We start from the raw sequence: 24,063 nt of genomic DNA on the forward strand, positions 1-24,063 counted from the left end.
AGAGTCCTGCTCCGTCCCAGCGGCTATCGCCAAAATCATTCCAGTGTTGATCAAGGCTTCGAACAGAAGCCCGCCTGTCGATCACATGGGATCGTTGCGTCGCAGTAATTCTTCCGGCAAGTGTTCGATGTATTCCTCTTCCGCGGGCGGCATTTGCAGGTGATAGCCCTGCTTTTCGAGGTTATCCAGCACCACGGTGATGTCCTCGCGCGACAGTTTGCGCTCGGGGCTCAACACCAGGTCGAACGCGTGGATCGCTTTGCCGAAGGCGGCCATCAAGGGTTCCGGTACGCGCTCCAGGGCATCGCTCTTGAGCACATAGAGGTACATCTCGTTTTTCTTCGAACTGCGGTAGATGGAGCAAATACGTTTCAAGGCTGTTCTCCGGCGGTAGCCAGGCTGTCGAGCAGCGCCTGGCCCATCAATTCGCGGCGCCAGCCACGCAATGAATCAGGCAATTGGTAGGGACCATTGGGGAAGCCGCTCTTGAGCAACGCTTCCAGGGTTTTCTTGCGCAGCATCACCTCAGGCGCGATGTTCAAGCGCTCGCCCTCGGCCTGGCCGATGGCCTTGAGCCGCTTGAGCAGCGCGGCGGCCTCCACCGGCAACGGCTCAGGCACGGCGGCCGGCCATTGCTCCGGCGACACACTGCCAGAGCGCTTGATCAGATCAAGCAGAAACTCGCCGTCCTGACGCACGGTACGCGGGTGCATGTCTTCGATTTTCGCCAATGCGCCGAGGTTGTCCGGCTGCGTGCGCGCCAGCGGCCACAGCGAATGCTCACGAATGATGCGGTTGCGCGGCAGGTCACGGGCTCGCGCTTCCTGCTCGCGCCAGGCGCAGAGTTCTCGCAGCACGGCGAGTTGCGCGCGGGACAGCTTCCAGGCCAGCTTGGCGTCGCGATAGACCTCGTACGGGTCGATTTCGCGGCGCAGGTTGGCCACCAGCTCCCCACCGTCTTCCAGGACCCAGGCGTATTTGTCGTCCGACAGTTGCGGACGCAACTTGACGAAGACTTCCGCCAGGTGCACGGCGTCTTCAGCGGCGTAGCTGATCTGCGTTTCGGAAAGTGGACGTTGCAGCCAGTCGGAACGGGTTTCGCCCTTGGGCAGGTCGATACCCAGCACTTCCTGCACCAGCCGCGAATAACCCATGGAGAAACCGAGGTTCAAGTAAGCGGCGGCCAGTTGCGTATCGAACAGCGGTGCCGGCAGGCTACCGGTCAGGCGCAGCAGGACTTCGAGGTCTTCGCTGCATGCATGGACAACCTTGACCACGGCCGGGTTTTCCAGCAATTGGGCCAGGGGCTTCCAGTTGTCGATGGTCAACGGATCGATCAGGTAGGCACGTTCGCCATCGCCGACCTGCAGCAGGCCTGCGATAGGGTAGAAGGTGTCGACCCGCATGAATTCGGTATCGAGGGCAACGAACGGCAGCTGCTGCCACTCGGTGCAAAACCGACCGAGGCTATCGTTGTCGCGAATCCAGTGAATATCGATGGCCACACGGCTCTCCCTTGAAGAATGGCGCGCAGTATATATCGCCCCCGACGATTTCCGCGCATTCACTGAACAAGAGCTTTAGCGAAAATGCCTGCCTGATGGCAAGAATAGTCCGACAAACACGACCTAACCGACCTTACCCAGCACGTAAACCCGCCTTGGTGCGCAACCGGGCAGAAAATCCTGATGGCTGAGGACGCGCAATCCTGCTTCCTTGAATTCAGCTTCTACCTGGGCCTTGCTGACCAGCGGTCGGGGTGCAGGCCCCCGTACGTCGGTGCGCCCGCCCTTGAGACGGCCACCCACCCGCACTGCCACGATCACCGTATCGCGACTGACCCGGCAAAACTCGCCCAACATCGCCAGACGAAGCTCGGGACTGGCAATGTACTGAAACAGCTGCATGCAAAAAATGCAGTCAACCGCATTTTCCGACAAGCCAATGTTGAAGGCCGAGCTTTGAAAGGTCCTGACTCGCTGCATCAGGCTCTGCGAGTGGTGGGTCCGGGCATGTTCGAGAATTCCCTGGGAGGGGTCCGTCGCGAGAATCACCCGGTTCGCCCGCTCGCCCAGCACCGACCAGAAGCGCCCGACACCGCAAGCCACATCGAGAATCAAGCCCGGTTCGCCAGCGACCTTGAGCGCCCGGCGCACCATTTGCTCGTCGCGCCAGAACGCGAGGCGCTGGCCCAGGCCTTGAGCGCGCGGCTGCAGGCAGACGCGGGCATGCTCCTGGTCATATTGCCGGGTGAACTCGAGCTCGATGGCGGAGGGGGACTGGGCAGACATGGTCTAGGGCTCTTGAGCGTGGATTTGCCGGCCGCAGGCCGTTGCATGAATAGCTGGCACAACACTCAATCCTTAGCCAGTACGCCATCGATTGCCGCTCTGCGGCACCCGGCAAACATATCCAGGTCCTGGTTATAAACCTTGCTGTTGACCTCCAGCAGCCCCAGCATCGAATGGAACAGGTTGTCCTGGCTCAAGGGCTTTTCACGACTCAGTTGCAGGCAATGGGTGTCCACCGAGAACGACTTCTGATAGCTGTCGGAGAACCAGGCCAGCATCGCCACGTGCTTCTGTTGATCCGGGGCCAGCATGTAGGGCGTGCCATGGAGGAACAGGTTGTATTCGCCCAGGGATTCACCGTGGTCCGACAGATAAAGCATCGCGGTATCGACTTTATCCTGGTTGCTGCGCAACAGATCGATCAGGGTCGACAGCACATGGTCGGTGTACACCAGCGTGTTGTCGTAGCCATTGATGATGCTTTCGCGGCTGCAGTTGTTCAGTGCATTACTCTTGCAGACCGGCGTAAAGCGTTCGAATTCCTTCGGATAACGTTTGTAGTACTCCGGACCGTGACTGCCCATCTGGTGCAACACCAAAACAGTGTCCTTATCCAGGTTATCGATGAAATGTTGCAGGCCTTGCAGGAGGATTTCGTCGCGACATTCACTGTTGGCGCACAGCACCGGGTCTTTCAGGTTGCTGAGGTCGTCGAGGGTGACGCGATCGCAGGTCCCCTTGCAGCCCGACTGGTTGTCACGCCAGATCACGTCGAGGCCGGCACGCTTGAGCACATCCAGCAGGCCTTCTTCGTTCTTGGCCTTGCTCGCGTTGTAATCCTTGCGCCCCATGTTGGAGAACATGCAGGGCACCGACACCGCGGTTTCCGTGCCGCATGACTTCACGTCGGTAAACGCGATCAGCCCGGCTTCCTTTTCCAGCATCGGTGTGGTGTCGCGGTTGTAGCCCAGAACACCGAAGTTCTCCGCCCGGGCGCTCTCACCCACCACCAGGACCGTCAGCGACTTGCGACCATGGGTTTCCCAGGCAGGGTTGCGCTGCGCATCTTCACCGACTTTGACAAAGGGCTGGCGTGCTGATGCGACCTGCTCGCGCAAGTAACCGGCGGAGGCACCAATGTAGTTGCTCGGAACCACCATCAAGCGCAGTTCGTGGTGATTGCGAAACAGCGAAGACAGGCCCTGATAGTTAACCAGCGCAACACCACCAATGACCGCCACCGAGGCAAACGTCACAAGTGCCTTGCTTAACAACTCACGGTGCCAGCGGCGATAACTAACCGGCGTTTTCCACAATAACCAGGACGGCAGCACTCCAAGGAAAACAATGTAAGCCAGCAACTTCAAAGACAGTAAGTCGCGCACTTCCGTGGCATTGGTTTGAGCGAAGTTGCGCAACATGCCAACGTCGATCAAGGCACCATATTGCGCCATGAAATAAGCGACGCCTGCACTGATCATGAACAGCAGGGTCAGCACGGGTTTCAGCACCGGCCGGAACGCCAGCAAGGTCAGGATAATATTAAAGGCCGCGAGGATCATCGCCCCGAAGGCCACGCGCATGACGATGCCTTTACCGTCAGCTGTGGTGATATCGAAGAGGTGCTGCCACAAGACAAAATTGAAGGCAGTCAATAAAAAGGCGCTGGCGATCAGTGTCACCCACTCCGGGCGCACGGCTTTAATCTTCAACATGGTGGTTGGCTATTCCTGAAAAGAAGTGCCGTCGACAAATGTGAAAATTTCATTTATCGCGGCAACACTAACTCTAGGCAGCCGAGCATCAATTTTTCGTGAAAAAGAAGCCAACGATTAGTTGCCTTCCTCACACTCGATAAAACTTTCTGCTTATTTGAGAATGGTTCAGCTCTGGTTCAGCAAGATTAAAAGTCCGAACATCTCAAGGGGGCTCATCGCAGCCGTATTTAATTTCCCGATACTGCCCCGGACTTTCTGATTTGCCGCCCGAGAACCACAGGCGCCTAATCGGCCGCTGATTTATCAAGGTCCGATCATGGAAAACATTCGCGTTACCTCCCGCCCTGCCCTGTGGTTGATGGCCAGCATCCTGCTGGTCGCCCTGAACCTGCGGCCCTCCATGGCCGCGGTCGGTCCTTTGCTGTCGGCGATTCGCGGCGACATCCCGCTGAGTTTCAGTCTCGCCTCGCTGCTGACCCTGCTGCCGGTCATGACCATGGGGCTGGCGATGTTCTTTGGACTGGCGATCAGCCAACGCCTCGGCGAGCGCCGCACGGTGGTGCTGTCGCTGCTGGTCATCGGCCTGGCCACTGCATCGCGATTGTTCCTCGATTCGGCGCTGGAACTGATCTTCAGTGCCGTATTGGCCGGCATCGGTATCGCGCTGATCCAGGCGCTGATGCCGACGCTGATCAAATCCCGCTTCAGCGACAACGTGGCGTTGTGCATGGGCCTCTACGTCACGTCGATCATGGGTGGTGCCGCCATTGCCGCCTCTTTCGCCCCACTGGTGATGATCCGTACAGGCAGTTGGCGCATGGGCCTGGCCATCTGGGCGGTGCTGGCCGTGCTCGCGCTGTTGTTCTGGTGCAGTCAACGCGTGGGGGCACCGACGCCGGGTTCAACCAGCCACCGCTCGTTCTTCCGCCATCCCCGCGCCTGGCTGCTCGCGGCGTTTTTCGGCCTGGGCACGGCGTCCTACACCTGCGTGCTGGCCTGGCTGGCGCCGTACTACGTGGAAAAGGGCTGGAGTGAACAGGACGCCGGGTTGCTGCTGGGCTTCCTGACCGCCATGGAGGTGTTGTCCGGCCTGCTGGTTCCGGCCATCGCCAACCGCAGCCGCGATCGGCGCCTGGTGCTGGTGGTGTTGCTGGCGCTGATCATGGTCGGTTTTTGCGGGCTGATTCTCAGCCCTGTCAACCTCAGCCTCCTGTGGCCGTGCCTGTTGGGGCTGGGAATCGGCGGGTTGTTCCCGATGAGCCTGATCGTGTCACTGGATCATCTGGACGAGCCTCGGCAAGCGGGTGGGCTCACGGCATTCGTGCAAGGCATTGGCTACCTGATCGCCGGCCTCTCGCCGCTGGTGGCCGGGATGATCCGTGATCAGCTCGGCAGTTTCGAATGGGCCTGGTGGTCACTTATCGGAGTCATGGCCCTGATGATCCTGATGGCCTTGCGCTTCGATCCACGGCATTACGCCAGGCACATGCACTAACCCGCAGCCCCCTTCGAATGCCTGTGCAACATTTTCCTGTTGCTTGCATTGCTATAGGATCATTCGCTCAAGTTTGCACATGAGCCAGAAAGGATGCTGAACAGCAACGTGCTACGAAAGCTCGACATGCAGGACTTGATGGTGTTCGTCGCCGTGTATGAGCAAAACAGCGTCTCCGGCGTTTCCGAGACGCTGTGCGTCAGCCAGTCCACCGTGAGCTACTGCCTGAAAAAACTGCGCGCCGGGTTTGAAGACGAATTGTTCATCAATACCCGCACCGGGATGCGCCCCACCTACAAGGCCGGCAGCATGTACCCCCTCATGCTGAAGATCCTCGACAGCATCAACCTGTGCCACGCCAGTGCGTCGGCGTTCGATCCGACCCTACAACCGACGGTTTTCAACCTCTGCGCCCCGGAATACTTCGAGCAGCTGGTTTTGCCGCGCCTGTTGAAGCGCTTCGCGCTCGCCGAGCTTGCGGTGGTGGTCAATGTCCATAAGCTTGAAACCGACATCCCGGCCCAGGCACTGCGTGAGGGCAGCCTGGATCTGGCGATAGGTTTCGGTCCGGACTTTCATCGAAGCCACGCCGACTTCAATGTGCGCACGCTGCTGGAAGACGATTTCGTCTGCGTACTCGACAAACGCAACGCCCCGTCGCAACCACGCCTGAGCCTGCAAACCTTCATCGAGCGCCGGCACGTGTTCCCAACCCCCTGGACATCCACCAGCAACATGGTCGACGGCTGGTTGGCGCAGCAAACCCGACAACGCCAGATCGTCGCACGGGCCAATAGCTACGGCGCAGCCCTGAAGATGATCAGCGGCACCGACTTCATCCTCACCCTGCCCCGGCGTATCCAGCGATTGCTGGCCGATGACACCGTCTTCGAGCGTTGCGAAGCGCCCAATGGCTTGCCGGGATTCACCCTGGACATGCAGTGGAGCCAGGGCGCCGATCAGGACAGCGCCAACATCTGGTTACGTGAGGAAGTAATCGAGGCTTGCGCCGAACTGGATATGGCCTGAAATTCAGGCACCGACGGTGGTCTTGGCATAGGATTCTCGATCGATGTCGAGAATCTCCACGCACAACTGCACCTCCACCCCCGTCGGCCATTCGCACAGATCCTTGACCACGGCCAGCAGGCTGTCGGACAGCTGCTTCTTGATCTCCGCGGAGCGACCGCTCAGCACGGCCAGTTTCACATGCACGAACGCCCGCTCGGCCAAAGCCGTGCCGACCTTGAACGTTTGGACCTTCACCGCGCGACTCTTGATGTCGAATTCGGCACCGAACTGACCGGATCCCACCAGCGTGTTGTTCAGACGCATCAATGCCACATCGGCGTTCAGGTCAGGCAGGTTGGCGGTGTATTCCAGGTGCAGGTGAGGCATGGCGTAACTCCTGTAGGTCGGTGGAAAAGTTCATAGGTATAACACGGCGCTGTCTTGCTCACTGGGGCAGCGACAACAGATTGCGCTCGCCCATGAAGGCTTCGAGTCGTGAGCGCAACCAGCGCTCGGCAGGGTCGCTGTCGACGTGGCTGAGCCAGACCATGGACAATTCGAGGGTCGGCGTGCTGAACGGAAATGGCTCCATGAACACCTGACCGGACGCCGCCATGGCCTCTGCCGTGTAATCCGGCAGGCTGGCAATCAGGTCGGTACCGGCGAGCAAGGCCGGCAACGAGCTGTATTGCGGCACCGAGAGCACCACCTGGCGCGTGCGGCCGATTGCTGACAGCCACTCATCAGCGAAACCACTGACGTTGGCAATATGCGACACCAGTACATGAGGTCGCGAGCAGTACTCATCGACCGTCAGCGGCGTATCGCTGGCATCGGCGCGTAAAACGCTGGGACGGATGTGCCGCAACAACTTGCGCTTGGCGTTGGCGGGCAGACCGCGGGTCTGGCTGACACCGACCGTGATGTCGCCAGACGCCAGCAAGTCGGGAATGCGCCAGTAATCAACGTTCTGCACCACGAACACCACCTTCGGCGCTTCCCGGCGTAAAGCCCGCAGCAACGGCGGCAACAGGCCGAACTCGACATCGTCCGACATCCCGATGCGAAAGGTCATGGTGCTGCTGCTCGGGTCGAAATCATGGGTCAGGCTCAACGCCACCGACAACGAATCCAGCGCCGGCGACAGATGCCGAAAGATCTCTTCAGCCCGCGCCGTCGGCTCCATGCGATGGCCGACGCGGATGAACAACGGATCGTTGAACATGGTCCGCAAGCGGTTGAGCGCCGAACTGATGGTCGGCTGACCGAGAAACAGCTTCTTCGCCACCTTGGTGACGTTGCGTTCGAGCATCAGTGTCTCGAATACCACCATCAGGTTGATGTCGGCCTTGCGTAGTTCGTTGCGATTCATCCATTGACCCCGCGCTCTAAAACTATCGACAGTTTAGGGAGTTGTAACAATCTGCGTCTACGCGGCTGAACAAATGCCTTGGGCGATTTTTGTTTAATGCCAAAAGGCTCACGCGCCGGGTCCTACAGCCCCTTCCTGATTTCGTCGCAGCCCTGGCGGTACAACCCCGCGCCCCTAAGCTCAGGAAGCCTCGGGCAAAACCGGCGCGGACGCGCCACAACTTTCGAACACAAAAGGAGATTTTCAATGGCTAGAGACAAAGCGAAAGACGACAAGCACTTCAACTGCACCCAGGTGCATGAAGCCGACTACGTCGCCGGTCTTTATCCTCACGCCAAGGACGAAGTGAAAAACTTCCTGGCAACGGCCTGCAAGGACAAATCCCTGCACAACTCAACCCACAAGGACGTCTACGACCTGATCAAGAGAAAACTGGGCCACTCACAGCCGTAAGACTGCCCGGGCAACAGGAAGCTGCTCTTGACGAGCAGCTTCACCGGGTAACAGATCACCGACTTGCTTGATCAACTCAGCTTTTAACGCAGTGCTCCATACCGTGACCGCCACCACTGTATTCAGGACCATAATAATATTTGGTGAACGACACTTTCCCCTCTAGCGTTGAAACAACCTGTGCAACACCGACCCCATAATCTTTCAACGACGGATCGGTATGCGCGAAATACACGGCCAGAGAGTCGGAGGTGCCCGCAGCGAACCCGTCATACCTGGACTTGTCCTCCAGCGTCAGCACAAAGTTATAAGCGCCATACTTCCCGGCACTCTGTTCGGCATTGAGTGTCATGTCGACAACCCCTTTAAAGCCACCAATATGGCTATCCTTGCCCGTACATTCATAGCGCCCACTGTAATCGGTACCGGTAAAGACCGCCGGGGCCTGGGCAGCCCACGCGGGAGCGGAAACGAATACGATGGCAGCGGCAATGCTCCTGAGCATAGTTGACCTCTTTGTATTTGTAGGAAATCATTAATTATTGCGTAGGAATATTCTGCAACTTAGTGCTCAACCGCTTATTTGTCGCGCACTAACCATCAATTATTAACTTTATTATCCAAGTTTATTTTAGACTTTTGAAACAAGGTCTTTCGTGAAAACAATAAACATCGACTGCGCTATTCGGCGGACAGCGGAATGAAACATCGATTATCGATTTGAAACAATGCAGGACACTGCCAATTGGTAAATCGGTCGGCAGTACAACGGGGGGGACGGGCCAACAGGGGCCATTGACTCGCCCTGCGTAACCCGCAGACACCAAAAACGAAAAAGCCCCGCAGCTTTTCAGCTGCGGGGCTTTTTCCATGTAATGGCGGAGAGATAGGGATTCGAACCCTAGGTACCGGTGAAGGTACAACGGATTTCGAATCCGTCCCATTCGGCCACTCTGGCATCTCTCCAACGGCGCGCATCATATCAACACTTTTGCCGAAAGCAAACCCTCTTTCGCAAATTTTTTCTGTGCTATCAGATGCTTGCGTCGATTAAAGCGGTACGCCCAGACGATTGGCGACTTCTTCGTAGGCTTCGATGACGTCACCGAGGCCCTGGCGGAAGCGGTCCTTGTCCATTTTCTTCTTGGTGGCCTTGTCCCACAGGCGGCAGCCGTCCGGGCTGAACTCGTCGCCCAGGACGATGGAGCCATCGTGGAACACGCCGAATTCCAGTTTGAAGTCGACCAGCAGCAGGCCGGCGTCGTCGAACAGCTTGCTCAGGACTTCGTTGACCTTGAGCGACAGTTCCTTCATGCGCGCCAGTTGCTCGGCAGTGCCCCAGCCGAATGCCACGACGTGGGATTCGTTGATGAACGGGTCGCCCTTGGCGTCGTCCTTGAGGAACAGTTCGAAGGTGTAAGGGTTGAGCTTCATGCCTTCTTCAACGCCCAGGCGCTTGACCAGGCTGCCGGCGGCGTAGTTACGCACGACGCACTCGACCGGGATCATGTCGAGCTTCTTCACCAGGCACTCGTTGTCGCCCAGCAGTTTGTCGAACTGGGTCGGCACGCCGGCAGCTTCGAGTTTCTGCATGATGAAGGCGTTGAACTTGTTGTTCACCATGCCTTTGCGGTCGAGTTGTTCGATGCGCTTGCCGTCGAACGCCGAAGTGTCGTTGCGAAACAGCAGGATCAAGCGGTTGGCGTCGTCGGTCTTGTAAACCGATTTGGCTTTGCCGCGGTAGAGTTCTTCACGTTTTTCCATGATGGGCTCCGCTTGCTAAGTAGGTGGGCTAGGCGATGTGTCGCCAGTCGAGCCCTGAATCTTGATCGGCCAGTTGCAGCCAGTCCGGGTCGCACCCGAGGGTGTCGACAAAACATTGCCGGGCCAGCCGCGGCAGGTTGTTCTTGCTGCTCAGATGGGCCAGGACCAGGTGTTGCAGGTCTTTCCAGCCCAACTCGGACACCAGGAATGCCGCCTGATGGTTGTTCAAATGTCCCAGCTCACCGCCCACCCGCTGCTTGAGAAAGTACGGGTAATGACCGCGAGCCAGCATGTCCCGGCAATGGTTGGCCTCGATCATCAATGCATCGAGGTCGCGATAGCCGTCCAGCACCTTGTCGCAATACGAGCCCAGGTCGGTCAACAGGCCGAAGCGCCGCTCACCGTCACCGAAAACGTATTGCGTCGGCTCCTGCGCATCGTGGGCCACGGCAATGACACCAATGCTCAAGTTGCCGATCTGCAGTTGGTCGCCACCGGCCAGGAAGCCCGCGGGTTCGACCGGTTTGCGCATCCCGCGCAGGGTGCCGCGACTGAGGTAGACAGGCAGATTGTAGCGCCGAGACAGCAAACCCACGCCATGCACGTGGTCGGCATGTTCGTGGGTCACGAGTATCGCGCTCAGCTGAGCAGGGTCTACACCCAGGCGCAGCAAGCGTTTTTCGGTTTCCCGCAGGGAGAAACCACAATCCACCAGCACATACGTATCAGCGCTGGCTATCAGCGTGCCATTCCCTTGGCTACCGCTGCCGAGAACGGCAAAACGCATGTGATCAGCCCAGATTGTCCTGAATCACGCTCAACACTTTGCGCGCCACGTCAGCCGGCGCCACGGTGTTGATGTTTTTCTCGACGGTGACCTGGACGCTGTCGCCGACCTTGCTCAGGCGAACCTGATAACGCTCGGCACGGGACTCGACTTCTTCCTTGCTCGGCGCACTGCCGAACAGGCTGCTGAAGAACCCGGGCTTGTCGTCTTTCTTCTCGGCTTTTTCAGCGAGGTTGATGTAGTACAGGCCCAGGCTGCGGTTGATGTCTTCAACACGCCATTCGCCCTGCTCCAGCGCACGGCCGACGCTCGACCAGGCACGATCCAGGTCGGTACCGACGTTCAGCACCGGGTTGCCGCTGCCGTCTTCGCTCAGGCTGATGCGGCTTGGCGCGTCGAAATCGCGGGAAGCCAGCATGGACACCGAACCGCCCTTCTCGGAGATGCGGCTCATGCTCGCCAGCATGTCGTCGACCAGCGCCGCGTCCAGGCCAGTGTTAACCGAACGGTTAGTGAAGGCGACGTCGGCAGTGCTGCCGGCAGGACGCTCGGCGGTAACCACATAGATTTCACTGGTATTGCGTTGCACACCCGGCTCGATACGTACCCGGGCACGGATTTCGCTGTCAGAAGCGATGCCCGCTGCGCTCAGGCGCTTGGCCATGGCGGCGGACAGTTCGTCGGAATGCTGCCAGGTGGTGGTGAATTCACCGGTTTGCGGACGCTGTTCGTCCAGGCGGAACCCGTTGTCCTGGAAGAACTGAACGGCCACGGGCCACGCTTCCGCTGGCGGGTTCTGCGCCAGGATCGAACGCGTATCGCCGCTCTTTTGCAGCGAGTAGGCACTGGCATCGGCTGCGGCCGTCAATGGCTGCGGCCGAGGCACGACGTATTCGCCCTTGGCGGTGTCGTCGGCGACGTTGCGCGGAATCGGCAATAGCGGATCCAGGCGCTTGGCAGTGGTGATGTCCGGCGGCAATTGCATCGGTGCAGTCTGTTGCGCTTCCAGGTAGTCGCTACCACGGTCACGGAAATAACCATCCGGGCCCCAGACCCATCCACAGCCACTGGTGCTGGAGATGATCAAGGCAAGCGCGGAAAGTCCGGCCATTCGCTTCATGCGTTGTACTTCCTCAATTAAACCAGGACGCCGGACTGGCGCATGGCCTGCCGCAGCGGTTCGTGACATTCGGCGCTGAGCCAGGTGAGCGGCAGACGGATTCCGTCCGGCATCAAGCCCATTTCATGCAGCGCCCATTTCACGGGAATTGGATTGGACTCGATAAACAGGGTTTTATTGAGTGGCATCAGTTTTTGGTGAATGGCGCGCGCCTTCTCGGCTTCGCCGTTCAGCGCGGCAATGCACAGGTCGGCCATGTCACGCGGGGCAACGTTGGCGGTCACCGAAATGTTGCCCTTGCCGCCCAGCAGGATCAGCTCGACCGCGGTAGCGTCGTCACCGGAGATCACCAGGAAGTTGCTGTCGACGCCGTCGATGATGGTCTTGGCGCGCTGAAGGTCGCCGGTGGCTTCCTTGATACCGATGATGTTCTTGACGCTCGACAGGCGGATCACGGTCTCGGCCAGCATGTCGCAGGCGGTGCGGCCTGGCACGTTGTAGAGGATCTGCGGGATGTCGACGGCTTCGGCGATCGCCTTGAAGTGCTGGTACAGGCCTTCCTGGGTCGGCTTGTTGTAGTACGGCGTGACCAGCAGGCAAGCATCGGCGCCGGCAGTCTTTGCGTTGGTGGTCAGCTCGATCGCCTCGCGAGTCGAGTTGGCGCCTGTGCCGGCGATGACCGGAATGCGACCGTTGACCTGCTTGACTACGCGACGGATCACTTCGATGTGTTCGCTCACATCAAGGGTGGCCGATTCACCTGTAGTGCCGACCGCCACGATGGCGTGGGTGCCGTTTTGCAGGTGAAAGTCCACCAGTTTGCTCAGGCTGTCCCAGTCGAGACGACCTTGTGCATCCATGGGTGTGACCAGTGCCACCATACTGCCCGCAATCATGCAACCGCTCCTGCCGGAAAAAGAGAGCCGTAATGGTACTGGCGCCAAGATGCTTGTACAAGCGAAGTACTGCGCTGCCGCCATTCCCCTTGGCGCCGCTTTTCGCTACCCTTCAGACTTTGATCGATACTGCTAAGCTCGTATTTCGGGTTTGCGCCTCCATTTTCGACCTCACAAGCCCCCGATACAGGGTTGCCACCCCCGCTCCTGCCACTCTGGAGCCACGTTGCGACCTTGTGCCCGGGGTTTTGAGAATTCGTATCCGCAGGTTCGCTCCCGGCAAAACCAGCCGATAGAAGTACCGACCGCTCATCGCTTTAGGAATGCTGCATGTCCACCCCCACAGTTCGCGAACAATTCCTTGTCATCAGTGCCCTCGGCGCCAACCCCATGGAGCTGACTAACGTCCTGTGCCGCGCCAGCCATGAAAACCGCTGCGCCGTGGTCACCTCCCGCCTGACCCGTCATGGCGAGTGCAGTGCGCTGGTCCTCGAAATCTCCGGCAGCTGGGACGCCCTGGCTCGCCTGGAAGGCAGCCTGCCGACCCTGGCAAAACGACATGCCTTCACCGTCAACGTGGTGCGCAGCGCCGCCCTGGAGAACCGTCCCCAGGCGCTGCCCTACGTGGCTTATGTCAGCTCGGCCTACCGCTCGGACATCATCAACGAGCTGTGCCAGTTCTTCATGGACCACAACGTCGAACTGGAAAACCTGACCTGTGACACCTATCAGGCGCCACAGACCGGCGGCACCATGCTCAATGCCACGTTTACCGTGACCTTGCCGGCCGGTGTGCAGATCAGCTGGTTGCGCGACCAGTTCCTGGACTTCGCCGACGCGCTGAACCTCGATGCCCTGATCGAACCGTGGCGTCCACAGAACCCAATGTAAGGAAGCATTCATGGCCGTTGCACTCGACCAACCGGTTGCCGACTTCGAAGCACCCGCCACCAGCGGGCAAACCGTCCGCCTCGCCGACCTCAAGGGCAAGCAGGTAGTGATCTACTTCTATCCCAAGGACAGCACGCCGGGCTGCACCACCCAGGGCCAGGGCTTTCGCGATCAGCTGGAGGCCTTCAAGGCGGCCAACACCGAAGTGTTCGGCGTATCCCGCGACAGCCTCAAGTCCCATGAGAACTTCAAGGCCAAGCAGGCCTTCACCTTCGAGCTGATCAGCGACAAGGAAGAAGCGCTCTGCCAGCTGTTTGATGTGATCAAGCTGAAAAAGCTCTATGGCAAGGAATACATGGGCGTGGATCGCAGCACGTTCCTCATCGACAAGGATGGCGTGCTGCGTCAGGAATGGCGCGGCGTGAAGGTGCCGGGGCATGTGGATGCAGTTCTGGCTGCGGCACAGGCCCTCAACAAAGCCTGATTCATTGGGTGCCTGTTCTGACGCCTTCGCTGCGATGTGGCGACCCCGACAAGCCAGCTCCTACAAGGTACGCGCAACCATTGTAGGAGCTGGCTTGCCAGCGAAGAGGCCCTCAAGGCCGGCGGTTAAAGCAGCGGCGCCACAACCGGCTCTCTACGCGGCCACGCATCCAGCACAGCCTTGAACAGTGTCGCCAGGGGAATCGCAAAGAACACCCCCCAGAAGCCCCACAACCCGCCAAACAACAACACCGCGCAGATGATCGCCACCGGATGCAGGTTCACCGCTTCCGAGAACAACAGTGGCACCAGCACGTTGCCATCCAGCGTCTGGATGATCCCGTAGACCGCCATCAAATAGATGAACTGATCGCTCCAGCCCCACTGGAACAGTGCAATCAGGAACACTGGCACGGTCACCACCACCGCCCCGACGTAGGGCACGACCACCGAGATACCCACCAACAAGGCCAGCAGCGCCGCATAGTTGAGTTCCAGGACGACAAAGGCGACGTAGGTCACCCCGCCGCAAATGAAAATCTCGATGACCTTGCCACGAATATAGTTGGCGATCTGCCGGTTCATCTCATGGGCAACCCGGGTGATCAGCGCCCGCTCACGGGGCAGGTAGCCGCGCACCCATTGGCCGATCATTTGCCGGTCCTTGAGAAAGAAGAACACCAGGATCGGCACCAGCACCAGGTAGATCATGATGTTGACCAGCAGCGGCAGGCTCGACAGCGAGAACGTCAGCGCCCATTGGCCAAACTTGCCGATCTCGCCCCGCGCCACTTCGATGGCCTGCAGCACCTGCTCGTCGGACACCAGGTGTGGATAGCGCTCCGGTAGCAGCAGCAACAGCGTCTGCCATTTGGCGAGCATGCCGGGCAATTCGTTGAACAGGGTGATCAGTTGATGCCAGAGCAACGGCACCACGACCACCATGAACACCAGCAGCAGCCCCATGAACAGCGCGAAGACCAGCCCCACCGCGACGCCACCCGGCACCCGCAGGCGCTCCAGGCTTACTACCAGGCCCTGCATCAGGTAGGCCAGCACCATCCCGGCAAGCACCGGCGCAAGCATGCCTCCCAGGGTCAGTACGGCAGTGAACGCCAGGAACAACAGGACTGCAAGAACCACGGCTTCTTCGTCGGAGAAGTAGCGCTGAATCCAGTCGCGCAACACTTTGAACATCAATAATCCTTAGGAACGAACGCAGCAGGTTTCAGGCTTTTTTCAACCAGTAACGGTAAATGCCCGATTCATCTTCTTCACGAAGCAGCGTATGACCGGCCAATCGGGCAAAGGTGCGGAAATCGCGCTGCGAACCCGCATCTGTGGCGATTACCTTGAGCACCGTACCACTGGACATCTTATTGAGTTCCATCTTGGCCTTGAGCAACGGCAAGGGGCAATTGAGGCCACTGGCGTCGAGTTCAACGTCATGGGCTACAGCGTCGATCATTGCATCACTCCGGGTCAGGTGGTTGAGTTGCCTAGAATATCTGGTCGCAACGCTGGTGTCCGGCTACAGTAAGCTCTTTGTCGACTAAGGCTTTGTGCATGACTTTTTTGCGCCCTACCCTGCTGACGCTCGCTTGCCTGCTCGCCTCACCGGGCTTTGCCGACGACCTGCCGTCACTCGGCGACGCCAGTTCTGCCATCGTCTCGCCGCAACAGGAGTACCAGTTGGGCCGCGCCTGGCTTGCCCTGTTGCGCAGCCAGGTAGCGCAGCTCAATGACCCGCAGCTCAAGGACTACGTCGAATCCAGCGTCTACCGCCTGGTGGAGACCAGCCAGGTCAATGACCGGCGCCTGGAGTTCATCCTGATCAACAGTCCGCAGCTCAACGCATTCGCGGCACCCGGCGGGATTGTCGGGGTCAACGGCGGCCTGTTCCTCAATGCGCAGACCGAAGGCGAATATGCCTCGGTACTGGCTCACGAATTGGCTCACTTGTCGCAGCGCCACTTTGCCCGTGGCGTCGAAGCCCAGCAGCGCATGCAAGTACCGATGATGGCCGCGCTGCTGGCCGGCATCGTGATTGCGGCGGCTGGCGGTGGCGATGCCGGTATTGCGGCGATTGCCGGGACGCAGGCGGCGGCCATCCAGGAGCAGCGGCGATTCTCTCGCCAGAACGAACAGGAAGCCGATCGCATCGGCATCCTCAATCTGGAAAAGGCCGGCTACGACCCACGTTCCATGCCCACCATGTTCGAACGCCTGGGGCGTCAGTACCGCTTCGACGCCAAGCCGCCGGAGTTCCTGCTGACTCACCCGGTGACCGAATCGCGTATCGCCGATACCCGCAACCGTGCCGAGCAGGCCCCACAGGGCGGCATCGAAGACACCCTGCGTTATCAGTTGATTCGTGCGCGGGTCCAGTTGATCTATGAAGAAACCCCGGGCCTGGGCGCCAAGCGCTTCCGCGCCCTGCTGGATGAAAACCCGAAAAGCGATGTGGCGCGCTACGGTCTTGCGATTGCCCAGATCAAGGGCGGCCAGCTCAACGAAGCACGGGAAAACCTCAAGCAGTTGCTGGCCAAGGCGCCGAACGAGATCATCTACAACCTCGCCCAGGTCGACCTGGACATCACCAACAATCGCCTTCCGGATGCACAGTCCCGGGTTGACCGGATGCTGACGCAATATCCCGGCAATTACCCGCTGAACCAGGTACGTGTCGACCTGTTGCTGAAACAGAACCGCGCTGCCGATGCCGAAAAGGCCCTCGAGGGCCTGCTCAAATCGCGTCCGGACGATCCGGACGTGTGGTATCAGGTTGCCGAAACCCGTGGCCTGTCAGGCAACATCATCGGCTTGCACCAGGCGCGCGCCGAGTATTTCGCACTGGTGGGCGACTATCGTCAGGCCATCCAGCAACTGGACTTTGCCAAGCGCAAGGCCGGCAGCAATTTCCCGCTGGCATCGCGAATCGATGCCCGCCAGCGCGAGCTGATGGAGCAGGAACGCATGATCAAGGACATGATGGGCTGACTGGTTTCAGCGTCAAAAAAAAACCGCCTCATTCGAGGCGGTTTTTTTATTCAACCAACAGGCGGATTATTCAGCCAACTTGAAGGTGATGAAGCTCGCGCGGTTCTGGCGCAGTACGCGCATCGACACCGAGCGATTCTTCGGCAAGGCTTTGGCAATGTCCGTGAACTCCTTGGCCGAACCAATCGCCTGATTGTTCAGGTGTGTGATGATATCGCCTGGCTGCAGGCCAATCATCGACGCAGGACCGTCCTGAACTTCCTTGATCACCACGCCGCCCTTGAGGTCGTAGGTTTTCTTCTGTTCGTCGGTCAGCTCGGCCACGGAGACTCCCAAGCGGTTGCTGCTGCGCTCGATGCTCGACAGTGGAAGGTCGTCCAGCTCCTTGCCTTCTTCCGGAATCGCGCCAACGGTCAGCTCGACATTCTTGCGCTTGCCTTCGCGGATCACTTCCAGATTGGCCTTGGAGCCGGCCTTCAAAGCGCCCACCAGATGTGGCAGATCGGCGGACATGACGATCGGTTGACCATTCATGGTCAGGATCACATCGCCTACCTGCAGCCCGCCCTTGGCAGCCGGGCCGTCATCCTGAATCTGCGCGACCAGCGCACCGGCCGGTTTTTCCAGCCCGAACGATTCAGCCAGGTCCTTGTTCACTTCCTGGATCACTACACCCAACCAGCCACGGCTGACCTTGCCACCGCTTTTGAGCTGATTGGAAACGTCCATGGCCACGTCGATAGGGATCGCGAACGATACGCCCATGAAGCCGCCGGAACGGGTGTAGATCTGCGAGTTGATCCCGACAACCTCACCATTGAGGTTGAACAGCGGCCCACCCGAGTTCCCCGGGTTGATAGGCACGTCGGTCTGGATGAACGGCACATAGTTTTCGTTCGGCAGGCTGCGACCGACGGCACTGACGATGCCCTGGGTCACGGTATGGTCAAAACCGAACGGCGAGCCGATGGCCACGACCCATTGCCCGGCTTTCAGATCCTGGGATTTGCCCAGTTTCAGCACCGGAAGATCCTTGGCTTCGATTTTCAGCAGCGCCACGTCGGAGCGCGGATCGGTGCCGATCAGCTTGGCCTTCATTTCACTGCGATCGGACAGACGCACGAGAATTTCATCGGCATCGGCGATCACATGGTTGTTGGTCAGGATGTAGCCGTCAGGCGAAATGATGAAACCCGAACCCAGGGATTGCGCTTCGCGCTGACGATCGCCACGGGGGGATCGAGGCTGCTGTGGCGGCATGCCACGCTCGAAAAACTCGCGCAGCATCGGCGGCAAGCCCTCGAGGTCAGGCATCTGCTGGTTCACTTTGCGGTCAGGCAGTTTTTGCGTGGTACTGATGTTCACCACCGCAGGCGACGCCTGTTCGACCAGTTGCGTGAAATCAGGCAATTCGACCGCCTGAACAGCGACCGCCTGACCGAGCACCAGCACGGTGGCAAAAATGGAGAGGTAAGACTTCAAGCGTGGTATCGACATACGGCTCCCGTTACGACGAGCATGGTTAAGCGATATGGAGCAAGGAACACCGGGAAAGATACGCCGGTATTTTTGTTCCGGGAACAACAAACAAGGCCAGAGCCGAGGGGCTCTGACCTATAAAAAATATTGGGGGGATTTGCAAATTGAAATGCTCACGAAACATTTCGATTTCACGTCACTGCTGGGTCGCAGAGGCGTCGGTGCGCATGGATAAGGCTATGCGTTCGGCAGTGCCGATCGGGATCTCACCCACCACAGTCACCATCATCTCGCCTTGCGGCGTGCTCAAGCGCCGGGAGACTGCGACGGTTGGGCCTAATTGCGTACGGGTATCGGTGACGCCTGAACCGCTCAAAGGCTCGAGGAACACTGAAAAACGCGCGAGGCCATCGTCATACATCAGGCTGTTGACCTGGGCCTTGGTCTCGGGATCCTTGCGTGCCGTGCTGCTGGTCAGTTCGAAACCCGGTGGCAACCAGTCCGAATGCCAGACCCGCGCTTCCTTGACCTGCGATGCCTTGTCGCTGTCGAGTTTGACCACTTTGCAGTCAGCGCCCGGCTGCAGGTCACTATCGGTCGGAACGGTAGCGGGATCGAGTCGAGTGAACTGGAAACGCTCGAGCAGGCGCCCCTTGTCATCCAACAGCAATGATTTCAGCGGCAGGCCGGTTTCCTGATCCAGATGCAGTTCAAAACCGTAACGGTGCTGGTCACGGGGTGTCAATGAGACAATCACTGCCGGTCGCCCGGCCACGCGCGACTTGCCGATGACAGCAAGGTCATACCAATTCTTGAGCTTTTGTGGATCGAGTGAACGAGCTGCAGAATTGGAGGTATCCCCCAGCCCTGCCATCAGGTTGCCGCTAACGCATTGAGTATGTCCATCAATGCGCACGACCTCCTGAGCGGACCCGTCGAGTTGGATCAAGCGCTCGCGGACCTTGCCATCCTGGACGCGGTGCCAGATGTTGTGGGTAGAAAAACTACCGTTACGCTCGTAGACAAAAGTACCTTGAAAGCTTTGCTGCTGCTCGGCCTGGCCCAGACGGGTCAACCAGTCTTGAGCCTGATCGGCGTGGGCTGGAACAACGAACCAGCCACTGAGCAAAAGCGTAAGTAGAGGTATGGCGCGCATGATCCTCCTTAACGGTTTTCCAGGCTTGCTGCACGCGCGTAAGGCAGAGCGCTCTCGGTACCTTTCAGTGCAGCCTGTTGAGCATGTTGGCGCAAGTAGCCTGGCAGGCGTTGATCGTTCCAGCCAGGTTGACCTTGCAATACACCATTGGCCATTGGGCCCGTGGCTTCCGAACTCTCATTGTAGCCTGCCAGAACAGCCGGGCCCTTGACTTGTGGAACCGCCAGGCCTGGTTGCGTGGATTGCTGCGCCAGTTCTACACCAGCGATCTCGTCCTGGTTGTACAGACGAACACCTGCCAGTACCGCCAGGGTTACCGAAGCGGCAACGGCCAGACGACCCAGGCTGCGCCATGGACCACGGGTGGCTTTTGCCGGCACGGCTTCGTCAGCCAACGCAGCAGAAACAGCCGCGGCGATATCCAGGCGTGGAAGCAGCAGGTCTTTGTGCATCACTGCCCGAGCGATCTGATAACGAGCCCAGGTTTCACGGGTTTCAACATCGTCACAGGCACTCAGTACCCGACGCAATTCCAATTCGTCCGCTTCGTTATCCATCACTGCGGACAGCGATTCCTGCAGGGCTTCACGACTCATGGCGTTCCTCTCTTGGCTGTCGCCGCTGTCTTTAGTTTTCCTGCAACAACGGCTGCAGGGCTTTATCGATGGCCTCCCGGGCGCGGAAGATCCGGGAGCGCACGGTACCCACCGGACATTGCATGACGCTCGCAATGTCCTCGTAACTCAGACCATCGAATTCACGTAAAGTTAACGCCGTACGCAAATCTTCTGGCAGTTGCTGAATGGTTCGATGGACGGTGCCTTCGATCTCATCCCGCAGCAAAGCCCGTTCTGGCGACTCGAGATCCTTGAGGCCATGATCGCCATCGTAGAACTCTGCATCCTCGGAACTGACATCGCTATCCGGCGGCCGACGGCCGCGTGAAACCAGATAGTTCTTCGCCGTGTTGATGGCGATGCGGTAAAGCCACGTATAAAACGCGCTGTCCCCGCGAAAATTACCAAGTGCGCGGTAGGCCTTTATGAAGGCTTCCTGCGCTACATCCTGGGCTTCATGGGTGTCGTGCACGAAACGCACGATCAACCCGAGAATTTTGTGCTGATATTTCAGCACTAGCAGATCGAATGCACGCTTGTCGCCGCGCTGAACGCGTTCGACCAGCTGCTGATCCTCTTCCTGGGTTAGCATGAACACTCCTCGATAAGCTCGGAGGAGGCTTGCATCACTAAACGACCGGGCTTGCAAACATAGACTCGGGCTTTTCGCAAAAGTTCTCCCCCTCCAGGCAAGTTTCCTGCGGGCTCTGATTCGGCACGCACGAAAAACGCAGCGCGAGATTCCTCGGCTGCGCGAATAATCTTGTCATCGGTTTGACCGCCAGGGATCCAACCTCGATCCTGCGATGAAACCGACACTGTCCCTTGATTCAGGCAACCGTCTATTGATCTTGGGCCTTTGGCAAAAGTTCCAAATATTTATAGCTGCACAGAATCGACATTGTGCAACCCTGAAGCGAAAAAGAGTGTTAAATCCACGATACAGTTCGCTTGTCGCCGAACCGGTGGAAAAAACATCCGACGAAGCGTCGGCAGATTTCCGTCACAGTAGTTTCACAATGCCATATCGGCTCGGCTATTGTGCCGCTCCCCCCCTCTATATACTAGTGGGCTGTGCGGCTGCCGGGCATGCCTGTCCAGATGTCTGGCGCCTACCCCGACCCGGGTCGCTTTGAGCGGAATCCTGAAATGAGCCAACAGTTTCAACACGATGTCCTGGTAATTGGCAGCGGTGCTGCCGGCTTGAGCCTTGCGCTGACCTTGCCCGGTCATTTGCGCATCGCCGTATTGAGCAAAGGCGACCTCGCCAATGGCTCGACGTTCTGGGCCCAGGGCGGTGTCGCCGCCGTTCTGGATGACACCGACACCGTCGAGTCCCACGTCGATGACACCCTCAACGCCGGTGGCGGGTTGTGTCACGAAGACGCCGTGCGCTTTACCGTCGAGCACAGCCGAGAAGCCATCCAGTGGCTGATCGACCAGGGCGTGCCCTTTACCCGCGATGAACAGTCCGGCACCGAAGATGGCGGATTCGAGTTCCACCTCACCCGTGAAGGCGGTCACAGCCATCGGCGCATCATCCATGCCGCCGATGCCACCGGCGCGGCGATTTTCCGGACACTGCTCACCCAGGCCCAGCAACGACCAAACATCGAGTTGCTGGAACAGCGGGTCGCGGTCGACCTGATTACCGAAAAGCGCCTGGGTCTCGAAGGCGATCGCTGCCTGGGTGCCTACGTGCTCAACCGCGGCACCGGTGAAGTCGACACCTACGGCGCCCGTTTCGTGATCCTCGCCTCCGGCGGCGCCGCCAAGGTCTACCTCTATACCAGCAACCCTGATGGCGCCTGCGGTGATGGCATCGCCATGGCCTGGCGCTCGGGCTGCCGGGTGGCGAACCTGGAATTCAACCAGTTCCACCCCACCTGCCTGTATCACCCGCAAGCCAAGAGCTTCCTGGTCACCGAAGCCCTGCGCGGCGAAGGTGCGCACCTGAAGCTGCCCAACGGCGAACGCTTCATGCAGCGCTTCGATCCCCGGGCCGAACTGGCGCCACGGGACATCGTCGCCCGGGCCATCGACCACGAGATGAAGCGGCTCGGCATCGACTGTGTCTATCTGGACATCAGCCACAAGTCCGAAGATTTCATCAAGACGCACTTCCCGACGGTGTACGAACGCTGCCTGGAGTTCTCCATCGATATCACCAAACAGCCGATCCCGGTGGTACCGGCGGCGCACTACACCTGTGGCGGTGTGATGGTCGACCAGCAAGGTCGCACCGACGTGCCAGGGCTGTACGCGATTGGCGAAACCAGCTTCACCGGCCTGCACGGTGCCAACCGCATGGCCAGCAACTCGTTGCTGGAGTGCTTTGTCTACGCGCGCTCGGCGGCGGCGGACATCCTGGAGCAATTGCCACGGGTATCGCCGCCTGTCGCCCTGCCTGCCTGGGATGCCAGCCAGGTCACCGATTCCGACGAAGACGTGATCATTGCGCACAACTGGGATGAGTTGCGCCGCTTCATGTGGGACTACGTGGGCATCGTGCGCACCAACAAGCGCCTGCAGCGTGCCCAGCACCGGGTGCGCCTGTTGCTCGACGAAATCGACGAGTTCTACAGCAACTACAAGGTCAGCCGGGATTTGATCGAACTGCGCAACCTGGCCCAGGTGGCCGAGCTGATGATCCTGTCGGCCATGGAGCGCAAGGAAAGTCGCGGCCTGCACTACACCCTCGACTACCCGAACATGCTGCCGGTCGCCCGGGACACTATTCTGGTGCCGCCCACCTACGCCGAGTGAACTTGAGCCGAACTCGCAGGCGTCGGTGCAGATCCGCCGCTTGCGAGTCCCGGGGCAGGCAAATTGTCCTGACTCGCCGCTCGCCGCGCAGACGAAAGCGCAGCACCACGATCAACGGTAACGCCAGGCTGTCCGGACGCAGCTGTACCGGCTGCCATCCCTTCGCCTGATTCCATAGCTGCCAGGCATCGGCGTCACGACGCAAGCCGCGAAAGGCCTGTGGGTGCGTCAGTAGAATCTGTCGAGGCAACGACCATGCGCCGTGCAACAGACAGCACAAGGCACCGGGCAGGCTGGCCCAGAGTGGTAGGGTGAGCAGGAATAACGAACCCAGCGCGAACAGCTGGGCTACAAGATACGCCGCCAGCAACTGCCGTGAGGCATGCCAGCGGCATTCGAACCCGTTATTTGGGCTGGACACGATCCAGGATCATGCGAACCATGCGCTGAAGTTCCGGATCTTCCGATTCGGCGCGCTCCATGAACCAGCCGAACATGTCCTGATCTTCGCATTCGAGCAGCCTGACGTAGCAGGCGCGATCCACTTCGTTGAGGTGCGGATAAACCTCTTTCACAAACGGCACCAGCAACACGTCAAGCTCAAGCATGCCGCGGCGGCTGTGCCAGTAGAGGCGATTCAGTTCAACATCTTCGACCATGGAGCGCTCCTCAAATAGGCCGCAAGTATACAGCCCCGCGCCCCATCGAACAGTCGGCTTTGGTCGGGCACGTCCGACCTTTTGTGAACTACCCATTTCAGGGAC

The 24,063-nt window shown here is 59.2% G+C and carries 26 protein-coding genes and 1 tRNA gene; 7 read left to right on the top strand and 20 right to left on the bottom strand.

Annotated features, from left to right (window positions below):
• Positions 1-81: 81 nt before the first annotated feature.
• From ACYP2Q_RS23975 to ACYP2Q_RS23990, 4 genes are all read right to left on the bottom strand, one after another.
• Complete coding sequence (locus tag ACYP2Q_RS23975; RefSeq protein WP_274073535.1) at positions 82-375, bottom strand: YcgL domain-containing protein; 294 nt, start codon at positions 373-375, stop codon at positions 82-84.
• Positions 372-1,505 (bottom strand): ribonuclease D, encoded by a 1,134-nt coding sequence (rnd, locus tag ACYP2Q_RS23980; RefSeq protein ID WP_459732754.1) that lies wholly within the window; start codon positions 1,503-1,505, stop codon positions 372-374. Before rnd ends, ACYP2Q_RS23975 begins: the two co-directional genes overlap by 4 nt.
• A 123-nt stretch (positions 1,506-1,628) precedes the next feature.
• Positions 1,629-2,291 (bottom strand): class I SAM-dependent methyltransferase, encoded by a 663-nt coding sequence (locus ACYP2Q_RS23985; RefSeq protein WP_459732755.1) that lies wholly within the window; start codon positions 2,289-2,291, stop codon positions 1,629-1,631.
• A gap of 65 nt (positions 2,292-2,356) precedes the next feature.
• Entirely contained in the window at positions 2,357-4,006 is a 1,650-nt protein-coding gene (locus ACYP2Q_RS23990; protein ID WP_459732756.1) for a phosphoethanolamine transferase, read from the bottom strand.
• A 319-nt stretch (positions 4,007-4,325) separates the two neighbouring features.
• Here ACYP2Q_RS23990 and ACYP2Q_RS23995 point away from each other — a divergent pair, with 319 nt between their 5' ends.
• Together ACYP2Q_RS23995 and ACYP2Q_RS24000 are read left to right on the top strand one after the other, a co-directional pair.
• A complete protein-coding gene (locus tag ACYP2Q_RS23995; RefSeq protein WP_459732757.1) occupies positions 4,326-5,504 on the top strand; it encodes a cyanate transporter in 1,179 nt (392 codons plus the stop codon).
• A 93-nt stretch (positions 5,505-5,597) separates the two neighbouring features.
• Positions 5,598-6,533, top strand: a complete 936-nt coding sequence (locus ACYP2Q_RS24000) for a LysR family transcriptional regulator (RefSeq protein ID WP_459732758.1) — start codon at positions 5,598-5,600, stop codon at positions 6,531-6,533.
• Positions 6,534-6,536: 3 nt separating this feature from the next.
• On the opposite strand, the gene ACYP2Q_RS24005 is transcribed toward ACYP2Q_RS24000, so the two are convergent.
• Both ACYP2Q_RS24005 and ACYP2Q_RS24010 read right to left on the bottom strand, forming a co-directional pair.
• On the bottom strand, positions 6,537-6,902 hold the full coding sequence (locus ACYP2Q_RS24005; protein WP_459732759.1) for a 5-carboxymethyl-2-hydroxymuconate Delta-isomerase: 366 nt from the start codon (positions 6,900-6,902) through the stop codon (positions 6,537-6,539).
• Positions 6,903-6,960: 58 nt separating this feature from the next.
• Positions 6,961-7,887 carry a LysR family transcriptional regulator gene (locus tag ACYP2Q_RS24010; RefSeq protein ID WP_459732760.1) on the bottom strand — a complete coding sequence of 309 codons (927 nt, stop codon included), beginning with the start codon at positions 7,885-7,887 and terminating at the stop codon, positions 6,961-6,963.
• Between the two features lie 246 nt (positions 7,888-8,133).
• Here ACYP2Q_RS24010 and ACYP2Q_RS24015 point away from each other — a divergent pair, with 246 nt between their 5' ends.
• A complete protein-coding gene (locus ACYP2Q_RS24015; protein WP_459732761.1) occupies positions 8,134-8,340 on the top strand; it encodes a hypothetical protein in 207 nt (68 codons plus the stop codon).
• 76 nt (positions 8,341-8,416) lie between these two features.
• Here ACYP2Q_RS24015 and ACYP2Q_RS24020 read toward each other — a convergent pair whose 3' ends face one another.
• From ACYP2Q_RS24020 to dapA, 6 genes are all read right to left on the bottom strand, one after another.
• Complete coding sequence (locus tag ACYP2Q_RS24020; RefSeq protein WP_459732762.1) at positions 8,417-8,845, bottom strand: hypothetical protein; 429 nt, start codon at positions 8,843-8,845, stop codon at positions 8,417-8,419.
• Positions 8,846-9,216: 371 nt separating this feature from the next.
• Positions 9,217-9,306 (bottom strand) — tRNA-Ser (locus tag ACYP2Q_RS24025).
• An 84-nt stretch (positions 9,307-9,390) separates the two neighbouring features.
• Entirely contained in the window at positions 9,391-10,104 is a 714-nt protein-coding gene (purC, locus tag ACYP2Q_RS24030; RefSeq protein WP_046816763.1) for a phosphoribosylaminoimidazolesuccinocarboxamide synthase, read from the bottom strand.
• Positions 10,105-10,132: 28 nt separating this feature from the next.
• Positions 10,133-10,891, bottom strand: a complete 759-nt coding sequence (locus ACYP2Q_RS24035) for an MBL fold metallo-hydrolase (protein ID WP_459732763.1) — start codon at positions 10,889-10,891, stop codon at positions 10,133-10,135.
• 4 nt (positions 10,892-10,895) lie between these two features.
• On the bottom strand, positions 10,896-12,011 hold the full coding sequence (gene bamC / locus ACYP2Q_RS24040) for an outer membrane protein assembly factor BamC (RefSeq protein ID WP_459732764.1): 1,116 nt from the start codon (positions 12,009-12,011) through the stop codon (positions 10,896-10,898).
• A 17-nt stretch (positions 12,012-12,028) separates the two neighbouring features.
• Positions 12,029-12,907, bottom strand: coding sequence for a 4-hydroxy-tetrahydrodipicolinate synthase (gene dapA, locus ACYP2Q_RS24045; RefSeq protein WP_459732765.1), 879 nt, complete (start codon positions 12,905-12,907; stop codon positions 12,029-12,031).
• A gap of 330 nt (positions 12,908-13,237) precedes the next feature.
• Between dapA and ACYP2Q_RS24050 the strand changes: the two genes are divergently transcribed.
• Together ACYP2Q_RS24050 and ACYP2Q_RS24055 are read left to right on the top strand one after the other, a co-directional pair.
• Positions 13,238-13,798 (top strand): glycine cleavage system transcriptional repressor, encoded by a 561-nt coding sequence (locus ACYP2Q_RS24050; RefSeq protein ID WP_008055980.1) that lies wholly within the window; start codon positions 13,238-13,240, stop codon positions 13,796-13,798.
• A 10-nt stretch (positions 13,799-13,808) separates the two neighbouring features.
• Positions 13,809-14,282, top strand: coding sequence for a peroxiredoxin (locus ACYP2Q_RS24055; RefSeq protein WP_459732766.1), 474 nt, complete (start codon positions 13,809-13,811; stop codon positions 14,280-14,282).
• A 125-nt stretch (positions 14,283-14,407) separates the two neighbouring features.
• Here the strand turns inward: ACYP2Q_RS24055 and ACYP2Q_RS24060 are convergent, their stop codons facing one another.
• Positions 14,408-15,478: an AI-2E family transporter gene (locus ACYP2Q_RS24060; RefSeq protein WP_459732767.1), complete on the bottom strand. Its 1,071-nt coding sequence runs from the start codon at positions 15,476-15,478 to the stop codon at positions 14,408-14,410.
• Positions 15,479-15,509: 31 nt separating this feature from the next.
• Positions 15,510-15,749 carry a sulfurtransferase TusA family protein gene (locus ACYP2Q_RS24065; RefSeq protein ID WP_459732768.1) on the bottom strand — a complete coding sequence of 80 codons (240 nt, stop codon included), beginning with the start codon at positions 15,747-15,749 and terminating at the stop codon, positions 15,510-15,512.
• A 98-nt stretch (positions 15,750-15,847) separates the two neighbouring features.
• Here ACYP2Q_RS24065 and ACYP2Q_RS24070 point away from each other — a divergent pair, with 98 nt between their 5' ends.
• Positions 15,848-17,281 (top strand): M48 family metalloprotease, encoded by a 1,434-nt coding sequence (locus ACYP2Q_RS24070; RefSeq protein WP_459732769.1) that lies wholly within the window; start codon positions 15,848-15,850, stop codon positions 17,279-17,281.
• A gap of 66 nt (positions 17,282-17,347) precedes the next feature.
• On the opposite strand, the gene ACYP2Q_RS24075 is transcribed toward ACYP2Q_RS24070, so the two are convergent.
• From ACYP2Q_RS24075 to rpoE, 4 genes are all read right to left on the bottom strand, one after another.
• Entirely contained in the window at positions 17,348-18,778 is a 1,431-nt protein-coding gene (locus ACYP2Q_RS24075; protein ID WP_459732770.1) for a DegQ family serine endoprotease, read from the bottom strand.
• A 178-nt stretch (positions 18,779-18,956) separates the two neighbouring features.
• Positions 18,957-19,916: a MucB/RseB C-terminal domain-containing protein gene (locus ACYP2Q_RS24080; RefSeq protein WP_459732771.1), complete on the bottom strand. Its 960-nt coding sequence runs from the start codon at positions 19,914-19,916 to the stop codon at positions 18,957-18,959.
• An 8-nt stretch (positions 19,917-19,924) separates the two neighbouring features.
• On the bottom strand, positions 19,925-20,512 hold the full coding sequence (locus ACYP2Q_RS24085) for a sigma-E factor negative regulatory protein (RefSeq protein ID WP_077184187.1): 588 nt from the start codon (positions 20,510-20,512) through the stop codon (positions 19,925-19,927).
• Between the two features lie 31 nt (positions 20,513-20,543).
• Positions 20,544-21,125, bottom strand: coding sequence for an RNA polymerase sigma factor RpoE (gene rpoE, locus ACYP2Q_RS24090; protein WP_003172477.1), 582 nt, complete (start codon positions 21,123-21,125; stop codon positions 20,544-20,546).
• Between the two features lie 557 nt (positions 21,126-21,682).
• On the opposite strand from rpoE, the gene nadB reads away from it, so the two are divergent.
• Complete coding sequence (gene nadB / locus ACYP2Q_RS24095; protein WP_459732772.1) at positions 21,683-23,299, top strand: L-aspartate oxidase; 1,617 nt, start codon at positions 21,683-21,685, stop codon at positions 23,297-23,299.
• On the opposite strand, the gene ACYP2Q_RS24100 is transcribed toward nadB, so the two are convergent.
• Both ACYP2Q_RS24100 and ACYP2Q_RS24105 read right to left on the bottom strand, forming a co-directional pair.
• Positions 23,268-23,720, bottom strand: coding sequence for a protein YgfX (locus ACYP2Q_RS24100; RefSeq protein WP_459732773.1), 453 nt, complete (start codon positions 23,718-23,720; stop codon positions 23,268-23,270). The two genes, nadB and ACYP2Q_RS24100, sit on opposite strands and share 32 nt — an antisense overlap.
• Positions 23,704-23,958 carry an FAD assembly factor SdhE gene (locus ACYP2Q_RS24105; protein WP_007898624.1) on the bottom strand — a complete coding sequence of 85 codons (255 nt, stop codon included), beginning with the start codon at positions 23,956-23,958 and terminating at the stop codon, positions 23,704-23,706. The genes ACYP2Q_RS24100 and ACYP2Q_RS24105 overlap by 17 nt, the downstream gene beginning before the upstream one ends.
• Between the last annotated feature and the right edge of the window lie 105 nt (positions 23,959-24,063).

It is taken from the genome of Pseudomonas sp. MHK4 (assembly GCF_054600775.1).